This window comes from Microbulbifer maximicatervae (SeqCode) (genome assembly GCF_052468095.1).
The window spans coordinates 3,466,422-3,478,606 of the sequence record NZ_CP174332.1 but is presented as its reverse complement, the minus strand read 5'-3'; the positions used below and the strand labels follow the sequence as shown (position 1 = coordinate 3,478,606).

Below are 12,185 nucleotides of genomic sequence, written 5' to 3'. Positions count from 1 at the left end.
TTTACATAAATGTTTCTTGTTGTTTAAGGGTGTTGAGACCCATGCGAACAATATTCAAGTGAGAAGCGGGAATACCTTTTTTGTAGTACTCGCCAGTAAAGTCAAATTGTTGGACTTCGATAAATGGTGAGAATAGGGTGCATCCCCAGTAGGGGTTTATACCCCACCAGCCATATTTTCCGGCGGTTCTGGGGTTTCTTTGAAAGAAGTTGTAAGCCCTTTTGATATTGTCATATTTGAGTTTGAATTTTCTTTTGTCATTGATGCTGTGGGCATCAAATATCACCAGGCATTGTATAGAGATGCCTTGCCGACCAAGTGCATTGGCGATTTTTATTGCAGCATTTCCCCCTCTGCTGTAGCCAAACAATATCGCTGCTTTTTTGCGCGAAATCCCATTTTTAAGGTGACGGTAAATAGTTAGCTTTCGTGTGTGGGAAAATATCCGCCCTTGAAGTTGGTTGATTACCGATTTTAGTACCGGATTTTCTCCGGCAGAAGGACCGCCGGCACCGTAGATGCCCACCACAGTGTAGTGGCTAAGTTGAGACTGTATAGGGAGTGAGAATTCGAATTGGCCGCTTGAACTTGATATCAGTTGTTTCTAGCTCCTTGAAGCCGTGCTCGATAAAATCCGGCAGTGACGCTTAGCACTTTTACGTAATTCATCGGGTAGGGATTCTTCACTTGCATCCTGCTGTTCTGCCCGCCAATAGTGGCACAAGGCAACATACTCGCCACTATTTACCTGATTGCGTAGTGCGAGCCAGGGATCTGGCGCTGGGGTAACTGCCATCACAGTTTCTTTCCAATCCCTTAACGCCGGCTCGTACAAATGCTGCTCGGTGGAATTTGCTTTGTGAGTGAAGGCACCTAGGTGTTGGGCTGGATGAAGAAGCAATAGCAAGGCGGTTACCAGGCTACAACTTACTGTTGCACGAGAGAGTAGATGATTGACGTTTACTTTCGGCTTATAAGTTTGGGCTGTTTTATATAGATCGTCATCCAGCTGCTGCGGGGAAGTCAACGTCTCGGCTTCTTTAAAATATTGATTTTCCCAATTGCTCATAGCATTAACTCGATTACTCTTCGATAACTTCTACTTGCCAAGGTCTTCTCTCCGAACCGTATATCGCTTCGTCCAGTGCGGTTCGGGCGCGATGATATAGGGTGCGGCATTTATTGAGAGATAGCTGCTCGATATCAGCCACGGTTGCCAGTGGCAGCTTGCATTCCATATGCAGTAATAAAACATTGCGCAATTGAGAAGGTAAATTTTGAATCGCTGCGAGAATTCTATTCTGCTGTGGAGACTCTTGCGCGGATTTCTTCGAACTGGAAAATTCCTCAAGCTTGAGCAATTTATTGACTTGGATGTAAAGCCAACTTTTAAGCAGGCGCCCGTGCAATTCTGGCGGATTTTCCAAAAGACCACGCCAGAGTTTTTGCAAGAGTAAAGTGGATGAAGACGGCGCCATTTGCATACAGTAGCGATACAGAGAATCTTTATGACGGCCGTAGAGTTGACGGAACACAGCAGGTTTGCGCGACTCCTTGTAGTATTGGAATAGCGCCTCGTCAGATAGCTGGCGTAACTCTTTGAGAGACAATGTCTTGAGCCTCCGTACGCAAATTATCCCGCCTCGAACCACTGGCCGAGTATTGGTTTATGCGGCGTCAATAAAGAAGATTGTAGTATGGTTCTGCGTCGCAATTATTCTCTGGCCAGTACTTATAATTTCAGCCGATGTCACGGTACGACAGATACGAATCTTCGGGCTTGCGAAGTATAGTTGCCCCTGGTTTGAGAGGTGGTTGCTCGGGTAAGGGCCAACGCCAGATTTATCGATAGGTGATGATGCGCCTAATTAAGCCATCAAACGTCAAAAAGAGGCTTGCTCCGGCAGAGGTAGTGGCAATTGAACAGGGCCTTGCCCCGCCCGGAGGTCTGTGAGTCGCAGGCCTACCCCAAGAAGGCGGATGGGAGAAGGGCGTTTTTCCCGACACTCCTGCAGTAGCTGGCGGAATTCAGAAATACGCCCGGCACGGCTGCTGCGCTCGTGGGTGCTGGTAGTAAAATCCGCGTACTTTACTTTTACGGTGGCACCATTTACTTCGTAACGATCGCCGAGTTTTTCCAGCCGCTCCAGCAGACGCATATACAGCTCTGTCAGCTGTTCCAGCCATTCGTCAAAACTGGATAAGTCTTCGCGAAAGGTGCGCTCGACACTAACACTCTTGCGGGAGCCATCGCCGCTTACCGGGCGATCGTCAACACCACGGCAAAGGTCGTAAAGGCGGCGGCCAAATTTGCCAAACTTCTTACTCAGTTCAACTTGCGAAAAATTGCGTAAATCCGCGCAAGTGCGAATGCCTTGTCGATGCATTTTCTCTGCGGTCACCCGTCCCACGCCGTGTATTTTGTTGATAGGCAGGCGCAAAACAAATTGATCGACCTCGCTCGGCGTAATGACTGTCAATCCGTCAGGCTTCTGCCAATCACTGGCAATTTTGGCCAGGAATTTATTCGGGGCCACCCCGGCAGAAATAGTGATACCCAGGGTGTCGCGCACCCGTTGCCGGATTTCCTCAGCGATTAGGGTAGCGCTGCCGTGGCAGCGGCCACTGTCGGTGACATCCAGGAAAGCTTCGTCCAGGGATAGGGGCTCAATATCATCGCAGTAGTCGAGAAATATCTCCCGTATCTGCCCGCTGACCTCCCGGTACTTAGCCATGTTGCCGGGTACTACAATCAAATCAGGGCACAGTTTCTTGGCCTGGGCGGTAGGCATTGCGGAGCGAACCCCATAGCTGCGGGCTTCATAGTTGCAGGTAGAGATCACTCCGCGGCGGTCGCTACTGCCTCCAACGGCCAAGGGGCGTCCACGGAGATTGGGATCGTCACGCATTTCGACCGAAGCGTAGAAGCAGTCACAATCACAGTGGATAATCTTTCTCATGCTGTGATTATATACAGTGTTATGTCGTGCCAGAAAGTAATTTATGCCACTCGGACACCCGGCGATGACAGGTAGGTGAATAATGAGCAGTATTCCGTTGGTCGAGCACCCAACTTCCGATGATGTAGCCAGGGTTTTTGCTGAGATTGATGACGAGCTGGGGGGAATCCCCAGTCTGTTCCGTGTCTACGCCCAGCACCCGGGATTGCTTGAGGCAAACTGGTACAAGTTTAAGACGGTGATGATTCACGGCTGTTTGTCGGCGCAGCTGAAAGAAGCCATTGGCCTGGCAGTCTCAGCCGATAACCACTGTGACTATGGCATTTACCATCACAGTATGTCCCTGCAAATGCTTGGGGTGGAAACGGATGAAGTGATGCGGATTCGCACTGACCCCAAGCATGTGCACTTTTCTGAAAAAGAGCACGCCCTGTTTGACTTGGCGCGCAATGCCAACAGCGCCCCTGATGACCATCGCGAGCACCTGATTGCCGCTGCGCGAAAGCTCGGTGCCGGTGATGATGAGATTCTTGAGGCGTTGGGCGTAATGGAGATGGTACTGGGGGCCAATCACATTGCTGAAGTACTCAGCCTGGCGCCGACCCGAGTGCCTCACAAGAAGTAATAACAGGCGCCCTTGGGCGGCTGTTCTACTTGGGTCTGCCGAAAATCAGTGCCAGCACAAACATCACAAGGAAAATAAAGAAGAGAATCTTGGCTATTTCAGTTGCGGTCGAAGCGATGCCACTAAAGCCAAAGAAGGCGGCGATCAGCGCAATAACCAGGAAGGTGACAGCCCAGCGCAACATAAGAGGCTCCCAATATAGTGGAGGGAGCCTTGGGCTCCCGTTCCGCTAATTGATAGAGTCCCGCTCCACAGGTTCCAAATGGTCGCCTGCTTTCATGAGGGTTAGTTGCTCCAGTGTGGCAAACTGGAAGCCCTTTTGCCTGAGTTGCGCAGTAATGAGGGGCAGGGCCTCCATTACCTGATGGTGCTGACCGTACATGGGGTGCAGCAGAACTACACTTCCGTCTTTTGCCTTTTGGGATATATAGTCAGCTGCGACTTGAGCGCCGCCTGCTTGCAGTTGCTCAGTAGGATCGATATCCCAGTGAGCAATCTTGAACTGGTGATCGCTTAAAAGCGTGCCCAGCTCGTCAGACATCTTTCCGTGAGGAGGGAGAAACATGGGCTTGCTGGTATAGCCATTACTTTGTAGTAGCCGACAGGTTTTTTTAATCTCTTCCTTGGCACTACTCAAAGGCATCTGGGAAAGGTTTGTGTGTGAGTAACCATGGTTGCCTAACTGATGTCCAGCCTGAATGATTGCCTGGGTCTGCTCCGGGTACCTTTCCATTTCCTGCCCTGTAGGGAAAAAAGTGGCGGTCACGTCCAAAGATTCGAGCCGCTTTAACAGTGGCTCGGTTTTGTCGGGGGAGGGCCCCTCATCAAAAATAAGCGCTACCCATTTATCCTTGCCGGTAATTGCCTGGGCACAGGTTGAAAATACAAAAAGCCAAATGCAAATAGCATTAATTATTATTTTCATTTTTTGGGGTTTCCACAGATAGAAAAAAAGCCGTCAATGACGGCTTTTTTTCTTTGAACTTGTTTAGCGCTCCAGCTGGTCCAGCTTGCCCTTCTTGCCGTCCCACTCCTCGGCATCCGGTAATGGGTCTTTCTTCTCAGTAATATTGGGCCATACCTCGGCGAGTTCTGCGTTCAACTCGATAAATTCCTGCTGATCGTCCGGAACCTCATCCTCAGAGAAAATCGCGTTGGCGGGGCACTCCGGCTCACACAGGGCGCAGTCGATACACTCGTCTGGGTGAATTACCAGGAAGTTGGGGCCTTCGTAAAAACAGTCTACCGGGCAAACCTCTACACAGTCGGTGTATTTACACTTAATGCAGTTTTCCCCAATTACGAATGTCATGTTTGTCCCTCGATAGTGCCACTGAATTCTTCGTGCAGCGGATTTTATCAATTACTGGCGCGAATTGTAGTGGCTTTTCAGTCGATTTAGTTCACTGTTTATAACAGGATGAATTGGGCGACCAGGGTCGCCCGGTCTTTTACTTCAGTAACTTGCGTAAAGAATAGAGCGCTTCCAGTGCCTGGCGTGGCGTCAAATCGTCCGGATCAAGCTCCTCAAGGGCATCCACGGCCGGGTGGCTTGGGCTGCCAAACAGATCTACCTGCTGGGGGGAACCAGGGCCCGCGGCCATTGGCACAGCGGCTTCTTCCGGCTCCTGTTTGGGGGCCGGTGCAGGCGTAGCAATAGGAGCTGGCACATCTACCGACTGGGCGCCGGCTTCCAATGCTGCCAAGCGCGCGCGGGCCTCGGTCAATACATCACTGGGGATGCCGGCCAGTTTGGCCACCTGCAACCCGTAACTCTTAGAGGCGGGCCCTTCCTGGATGCGGTGCAGGAAGACAATTCCCTCGCCGTGCTCGGTGGCATCCAAGTGGATGTTGGCGGCCTCAGAGCATTGGCTGGGCAGGTCAGTCAGTTCAAAGTAATGGGTGGCGAACAGCGTAAAGGCGCGCACTTCCCCTGCCAGGTAGTGGGCACAGGCCCAGGCCAAGGACAGGCCGTCGTAAGTGCTGGTACCACGGCCAATCTCATCCATCAGTACCAAGCTGTGCTCGGTGGCATTGCGCAGGATATTGGCGGTCTCGGTCATTTCCACCATAAAGGTGGAGCGGCCACCGGCCAGGTCATCGGCACTGCCGATGCGAGTGAAGATACGATCCAGCAGGCCGATCTGGGCACTGTCGGCGGGCACGTAACTGCCGCAGTGGGCCAACAGGGCAATCAATGCTGTCTGGCGCATATAGGTAGATTTACCGCCCATGTTCGGGCCGGTAATTACCAGCATGCGGCGGTCATTGTGCAAATCAATATCGTTGGCCACAAAAGGCTCGTCCAATACCTGCTCCACCACCGGGTGGCGCCCGCCGGTAATATGCAGACCAGGCTCAGTGCCCAGTTCGGGACGGCACAGGCGCAAATCGTCAGCGCGCTCGGCCAAGCATGCCAGCACGTCTAATTCGGATATACCCGCAGCGGCGGCTTGGAGCTCTGCCAGGGACTCATTCAGCTGATTGATTAGCTCTTCGTACAATGCCTTTTCACGAGCTAGCGCGCGGCTCTTGGCGGAGAGCGCCTTGTCTTCAAACTCCTTTAGCTCGGGCGTGATAAAGCGCTCTGCATTTTTCAGGGTCTGGCGGCGAATGTATTCAGCTGGCGCCTTATCGCTTTGCCCGCGACTGATTTCAATAAAGTAGCCGTGCACCCGGTTGTAACCCACCTTAAGGGTGGGAATACCGGTGCGCTCTTTTTCCCGCTGCTCCAGTTGCACCAGGTAATCGCCGGCGTTTTCACTGATAGCGCGCAGCTCGTCCAGTTCTTCGTCGTAGCCGGTAGCAATAACGCCACCGTCGCGAATTACTACCGGAGGGTTTTCAATAATGGCATCTTGCAGTAGCTCTACGGTTTCTGGCCACTCGCCGATCTGGCTGCACAATTCATTCAATAACGTTGCGTCAGATTCCGCTAACTGTTGCTGGATTTCTGGGAATTGAGCTAGGGACTGGCCCAGGCGAGCCAAATCCCGAGGACGTGCAGAGCGCAGTGCCAAACGGCCCAGGATTCGCTCCATATCGCCCACAGGTTTGAGGGCATCACGCAGAGGCTCAAAGCCATAATCGGCAATTAATGCTGCGATGGCATCTTGGCGGTTGCGCAAGGTAGTCAGCTGGCGCAAGGGGTTGTTAAACCAGCGGCGCAGCAAGCGGCTACCCATAGCGGTTTTACAGCTATCGAAGACCGACAAGAGGGTATTGTCATCGCCACCGTTCAGGTTCAGATCAATCTCCAGATTGCGGCGGCTGGCACCATCCAAGGCGACTGTCTCATCACCACTTTCCGTCAGCAGGCCGCGAATATGGGGCAGCTCGGTACGCTGGGTGTCCCGTGCATATTGCAGCAGGCAGCCGGCAGCGATCACAGCACCGTGCATATGGCTACAACCAAAGGCCTCCAGGTTCATGGTGCCGAATTGCTGGTTGAGCAGACGCAAAGCGCTCTCCAGCTCGAACTCCCAAGGTGCCCGGCGGCGCACGCCCGCGCGGCGTTCGATTTCAATCGGCAGGCTAAGCTCTTCCGGCGCAAGCAGTTCAGCGGGATTGTGGCGCTGCACCTGCTCGGCCAGGGCTTCCAGAGTATCTGTTTCCTGAACCACAAAACGACCGGTTGCCAGGTCCAGCAGTGCCAGGCCAAATACATCGCCCAAGTGTGAAATAGCAGCCAGGAGGTTATCGCGGCGATCGTTGAGAAGTGCCTCGTCGGTGACCGTGCCCGGAGTAACAATACGTACTACCTGGCGCTCAACCGGCCCCTTGCTGGTGGCGGGATCACCGATTTGTTCACAGATGGCAACGGAAACACCAGCTTTAATTAGCCGCGCCAAGTAGCCCTCAGCTGCATGGTAGGGAATACCGGCCATGGGGATAGGTTCCCCCCCGGACTTGCCACGGGCAGTAAGGGTGACATCCAACAGCTCAGCCGCCTTCTTGGCATCATCAAAGAACAGCTCGTAAAAGTCCCCCATGCGGTAGAACACCAGCTCTTGGGGGTGCTGGGCCTTGATGCGCATGTATTGTTGCATCATGGGGGTGTGTTCGGGTTTCGCGGCCTTGGTCTTGTTTGCGGTTTTTGGCATTTTTTCTAAGAAAATCAGTAAGTTACAAAAGTGTTCGCAAACCCCAAGAGCCCCGCAGGAGTGGCGGCCGGCTCAGATTGGGGTAGGGGGCAGGTTTCCTCGGGGGCTTAATAAGCTGAAGCGTTCGATCAAATAATGAACGGCAAGCCCAAACCTGATGTTCCTGAAGCATACAATCGGGAAAGATCTGAACAGAAAGGTCCAGGCCAAAGTTCGAAGGGCTTCTTTATAGGGGGCGCAGAATAGCAGAGTGGGGGGCAAACCACTATGGATGGCTTATCAACTGCAAGTGGGATGGCCTGCAGCGACCCTGTGATTTTATGAGAGCCTTGTAGGGAAGCGGGACGTTTTCCTCTTTGAGGTAAGGACCGTCACTTTTCTTTGCTCTAATGAGTCTGCTGCTGATCTCAACAAAAAAGATTCCTGACTCAGTAAGGTCGAGTACTAAGCAAGCCAATTCTTTACGCGGTAGCGCATCCCTCCAGCTGGGACATATGTGCATAGTAGGCTGATGAAATACAGCACTGATAACTAAGTCCTGCTTCGTATATCAGAATTCAAAAGACGCTGCTCCTATTTCTGGGGAAAATTCTATAACTTATTGATTTTTAAAGGATGTGAAAAATGATATAAAGCAGGGAGAGCGCGGAATTATAAAGACGCTGCTTTATATCTACTTGTTTCGTTTCGTGCCACTCAATGTATTTTTTTGATTTTATTGGGTTTTTAAGCGGGCTTTGATTGAGGGCGGTAGAATTATATAGAAGGGTGATATATAGACGCTGCTTTTGAATTAACTGTTAAATGCGCATCAAGGATAGTAGAACCACATGGTGAAATCTTTATTTCTTGTCTTATTCGGCACACTGATAGGTTCGATTTTCACTTACTGGGTTTCGGAAAGAAAAGACGATTCGTTTGCCGAAATTCGGCCAGCTAACATTTACCCTCGCGCTTGCATACCTGCTGATGAGAAATTTAAAAGTGTATTCGACCACCTTGAAGCACTCTATGGACTAGCGCTTGATACAGATTTACTAACCCTAAAGATTGGCATTGAGAAACAGTTAAGTAATGGTTTTTTTGAGCGAGAAGGAGGGGAGTCTAAATATATTTGTAAGCCAGAGGGATTATATAAAGCTGTAGAAAGGCTTCTCGCTGATGAGCCAGTGCACCCAACACCAGACCTATACCAATTGCGCCTGTATGCCAAGCTGGAAAATCCGTCCGATAATATGCTCGAGGGCATTTCTAAAGTCGCTTTTCGAAAACAGCCATACTACGTCAAAACAGGATCAAAAAAGCGTCAGGACCCTCGCCCAATTGCCATGACAACCCTAGCTCAACACGGAGAGAGAGCAAAACCATACGCATCGCATGCCTATCATCTGATAGATCATCGTACGCTACTGGGAACTAGTGCCGCCCAGGTGGCAGCGGCAGCAAACTATGCTGACAGTCTGTCCAAAATAGAATCAGCGATGTTTAAGATTCTGGACGAAGCATCTGGCAATGCTCCTTTAGATTTCAATCAGTACGATCGTTTCAGGCAATTGTCATATGCGCTTATGTTAAGCGAGGAAGAAGGAAGAAACCACACTGACGCCATCGAGGCATTGATGGATAGAAAGGTTTATGCCTGGGGAGGTTGGTTTGGGCGCCTGGCTGTTGATCCCAAGCATATGTGCCAAGTTATGAATTCAATTAGTCCGGAAAATACAGTCACGGAACGTTATGAGTATTGTTCTGAGTAAGCATTTAACAAGCGCATGTTGTCGGACTGGTTTTCCGCTGCGCGCCAAACCAGCCGCAAATGCGGGCGTTATTGTGGCGGTCAGTTTTATTGATTTTTCGTGGTAACTGAAGGCTTAGGCCACTAAATAGCATCCGGCATTGAGCAATTTTGCTGATTGTTATTTAAGTAGTTTCTCTCCTAGAGGGTTCGCTCGGGTGTTGTAAAAAGAGGCAGTCCGCTGCAATTTCGCGGAGTGCCAATAAGATAGGAATTGATTGGGGAAAGTACGGTATTCTTTCCTCGTAAATATTGGGCAGCGGCCAGCCAAGCTGTGGCTGGCAAAGTGCTAGTAAGTAGTCCCGAGTGCGCCAGCCATAACCAGGCTAGGCAAGCTCGCCCAACCCCTTCGGGGCTGGGCTGGACAGCCTACGCGTTGCTTCGGCTGCCCTTGCTAGCAGCGTTATCTCTAGGAGAGAGTATGGATTTTAAGCAAATAACTATTTCATTCGGCAAGGAAGCTATCCCTTTCCTTATCTGGGGACTTCTATTAATGCTGGCCATTGAAAACTTAAGCTTTCTTCCCTTTAAAAAGGAAATTGAAGATGTTTTCTTCGAGAGTGCTGCCATAAAGACAATATGTGTATTGTTCTCGATGGTCATTTTAGCTTCTGGATTATACCTACTAATTTTCGGCGCCAGTGAAGTAGTGTGGTGGAAAGAACTTATAGTTCAACATGTAGTTAATGCCCCAGCTAAATTTGGCATTACATTTTCCGCCGTAGCTTTTGGATTGTTTAACGGATTAGCGATCGCCGCCGCTCTTTCTGGATACAAGTCCGGTGCAATTCACGTGTTTCTTATGTCATTGTATCTAGTTTTTATCGCACTAATTTGTTGGATGGCGACTGCAGTAATTGCAAACGGTCAATTAAAGAGCCTAATTTCTGGTTCGGAGCGTATTGTTGGAATAGTCATGATAGTAGCCTCACCACTCCTGTTGTGGCTAGTGCTTAAGACCGCATAGAGATAACAAGCAGCGGCAGAGCGACAGCCAACGCTACGCACTTTGTGTGTAACTCGCTGGCGCTCAAACATTAACACAAAAAGCGCTCCGCGCTGGTTGCGCCTGCGCTGGGCGTTATGTGAAAAGCCAATGATTTTAAGTAATGAAAAAAGAGTGGAAGTGTTTGAAATTATAGAGGTAAGCACTGACAATTTTTATATTTATGGGCCGTATCGTGTCTTAAATTCCGAGGCATTTAATGAAGTTGTGTCATTGGTCAACGAAGGAGTTGATCAGGTATTAATTTCTGGTGAGTTCGAGTTTGATTTAATCAATCCCCCAGAAGGTGGTGTAATCGAAATTCGGAGTAAGCCTTAGATGTTTTCTCTAGAATCACATAACAAGCGCATGAATTTCGTTCCAGCCACTACGTGGCTTCCACCGGACCGCCCACGCTTCGCGCGGTCGGCCGATTATGCGGGCGTTAGCAAAACCATGATTAGAGTATCCTTCGGCGTTTATGAAGCAAGAATATCAGAAGAAGAAAATCGGCTTTCGATTGTGAATATCTCTGGTGAAGGCTCGTACATTTCTTATTGTAATTTGAATGGTATAGAAGTATTAGAGAACACGGATAGCTTGATCAAATTTCGTAAAGGTTGGTTTACTTACGAGTTTTCTTTTACAGAATTTACACCTGGATTAGATAAGATTAAGTATGTATCTAAGTTGTTCCATAAATTACCGTTGCTTGGGTTTAGAGGTGAAATTGGGTATAAAGATAAAGGGTTGTTGCGTAATGCCATTAGTAAGTATTGCTAACAAGGCGCTCAAATACGTTCCGGCCCGTTGGGCCTCCACCGGACACAAAAGGCCGTGGCTCGTTTCACTCTGCCACAACCTTTTGTGCCGTTTAGCTTGGCGTTATGAGTCAGAGCGAGTCTAAATGAGAAACTGTCTGATACTAATCATTTTGTGTATTAGTGGGTGCTCGTCAATCGTTACAAATGAACCTTATGCGAGCAATGTGGCTAATAAATGTTTCGAAGTGGTCGAGCCATTCAATATATATTTAAGGGAAGATTATGCCTCAAAAGAATACATTGTTGGTACCGATGAGAGCTACATTCGCATGTGGGGGACATTTCGTGAGGAAAAGAGTGTTGCTACCACTTTGCCTGTTGGGGCTGAATTAAAGGTAATACGAATTCAGAGTTTTTCTCGTGGCTCAACTGGCTATTGTTGGCGTGTATATGCAAAATCCGAAGAGAATTTTAGTGAAGAATTTGAGCTTCCTGCATGCTGGTCGCTAACCTCAAACCCGTGGGTTTCACCTGATTCACCTTGGGATCTTAAACAAGGAGGTCTTAACTTAGAAATGAATACAAAATATTTAGAAATAAAGCATGCGTGTAAAAACTCATAACAAGTACAAGCAGATTGCTGCGGGCCTTTGTTGGCCCTTCGCGGGACAGCCTACGCTACGCTCCGGCCGCCCCTGTTGTAGTCGTTATGAGTCATGAGTATGGAGCTAAGAAAAGCTAACGTGAGCAGGGTTGCAATTTGGCTACTAGGTACATCAATGGTCTCCCTAGCTTACCTAATTGTGTTAGATGCAATTTTTGTTTTGTTTCTTAATGAGCAACAAACTTGGCTCAATACACTTCCATGGGGCGTATTTGTTCTGCCCATTGTTTGGGGTGTCATTACCTATAGAGGGCTTGTGAAATACAAGTATTTAGGGGTGGCCACGGGTTTA

14 protein-coding genes are annotated in these 12,185 nt (G+C 49.5%); 6 read left to right on the top strand and 8 right to left on the bottom strand.

Annotated elements, in window-relative coordinates; all coding sequences use genetic code 11:
* Position 1 precedes the first annotated feature (1 nt).
* The 4 genes from ACJJIL_RS15235 to dinB all read right to left on the bottom strand — a co-directional run bounded on the left by ACJJIL_RS15235 (position 2) and on the right by dinB (position 2,960).
* On the bottom strand, positions 2–529 hold the full coding sequence (locus ACJJIL_RS15235) for a hypothetical protein (protein WP_445360101.1): 528 nt from the start codon (positions 527–529) through the stop codon (positions 2–4).
* Between the two features lie 75 nt (positions 530–604).
* The gene (locus ACJJIL_RS15230) at positions 605–1,069 is read right to left on the bottom strand and encodes a hypothetical protein (protein WP_444898121.1); all 465 of its coding nucleotides are present in this window, start codon (positions 1,067–1,069) and stop codon (positions 605–607) included.
* Between the two features lie 13 nt (positions 1,070–1,082).
* Positions 1,083–1,610, bottom strand: coding sequence for an RNA polymerase sigma factor (locus ACJJIL_RS15225; protein ID WP_444912463.1), 528 nt, complete (start codon positions 1,608–1,610; stop codon positions 1,083–1,085).
* Between the two features lie 273 nt (positions 1,611–1,883).
* A complete protein-coding gene (gene dinB, locus ACJJIL_RS15220; RefSeq protein ID WP_444912464.1) occupies positions 1,884–2,960 on the bottom strand; it encodes a DNA polymerase IV in 1,077 nt (358 codons plus the stop codon).
* Between the two features lie 82 nt (positions 2,961–3,042).
* Here dinB and ACJJIL_RS15215 point away from each other — a divergent pair, with 82 nt between their 5' ends.
* Positions 3,043–3,585 carry a carboxymuconolactone decarboxylase family protein gene (locus ACJJIL_RS15215; RefSeq protein WP_444898118.1) on the top strand — a complete coding sequence of 181 codons (543 nt, stop codon included), beginning with the start codon at positions 3,043–3,045 and terminating at the stop codon, positions 3,583–3,585.
* Positions 3,586–3,610: 25 nt separating this feature from the next.
* Here ACJJIL_RS15215 and ACJJIL_RS15210 read toward each other — a convergent pair whose 3' ends face one another.
* From ACJJIL_RS15210 to mutS, 4 genes are all read right to left on the bottom strand, one after another.
* Complete coding sequence (locus tag ACJJIL_RS15210) at positions 3,611–3,769, bottom strand: DUF1328 domain-containing protein (protein WP_282931841.1); 159 nt, start codon at positions 3,767–3,769, stop codon at positions 3,611–3,613.
* Between the two features lie 45 nt (positions 3,770–3,814).
* Positions 3,815–4,510: a polysaccharide deacetylase family protein gene (locus ACJJIL_RS15205; protein ID WP_445360100.1), complete on the bottom strand. Its 696-nt coding sequence runs from the start codon at positions 4,508–4,510 to the stop codon at positions 3,815–3,817.
* Between the two features lie 63 nt (positions 4,511–4,573).
* Complete coding sequence (fdxA, locus tag ACJJIL_RS15200; protein WP_108732342.1) at positions 4,574–4,897, bottom strand: ferredoxin FdxA; 324 nt, start codon at positions 4,895–4,897, stop codon at positions 4,574–4,576.
* 139 nt (positions 4,898–5,036) lie between these two features.
* The gene (gene mutS, locus ACJJIL_RS15195; RefSeq protein WP_445360099.1) at positions 5,037–7,688 is read right to left on the bottom strand and encodes a DNA mismatch repair protein MutS; all 2,652 of its coding nucleotides are present in this window, start codon (positions 7,686–7,688) and stop codon (positions 5,037–5,039) included.
* 830 nt (positions 7,689–8,518) lie between these two features.
* On the opposite strand from mutS, the gene ACJJIL_RS15190 reads away from it, so the two are divergent.
* The 5 genes from ACJJIL_RS15190 (at position 8,519) to ACJJIL_RS15170 (ending at position 11,852) form a co-directional block, all read left to right on the top strand.
* Positions 8,519–9,442 (top strand): hypothetical protein, encoded by a 924-nt coding sequence (locus ACJJIL_RS15190; protein ID WP_445360098.1) that lies wholly within the window; start codon positions 8,519–8,521, stop codon positions 9,440–9,442.
* A gap of 459 nt (positions 9,443–9,901) precedes the next feature.
* A complete protein-coding gene (locus ACJJIL_RS15185; RefSeq protein ID WP_445360097.1) occupies positions 9,902–10,447 on the top strand; it encodes a hypothetical protein in 546 nt (181 codons plus the stop codon).
* A 42-nt stretch (positions 10,448–10,489) separates the two neighbouring features.
* Positions 10,490–10,804, top strand: a complete 315-nt coding sequence (locus ACJJIL_RS15180; RefSeq protein ID WP_445360096.1) for a hypothetical protein — start codon at positions 10,490–10,492, stop codon at positions 10,802–10,804.
* A 117-nt stretch (positions 10,805–10,921) separates the two neighbouring features.
* Complete coding sequence (locus ACJJIL_RS15175) at positions 10,922–11,248, top strand: hypothetical protein (protein ID WP_445360095.1); 327 nt, start codon at positions 10,922–10,924, stop codon at positions 11,246–11,248.
* Between the two features lie 205 nt (positions 11,249–11,453).
* Positions 11,454–11,852: a hypothetical protein gene (locus ACJJIL_RS15170; protein WP_445360094.1), complete on the top strand. Its 399-nt coding sequence runs from the start codon at positions 11,454–11,456 to the stop codon at positions 11,850–11,852.
* Positions 11,853–12,185 lie beyond the last annotated feature (333 nt).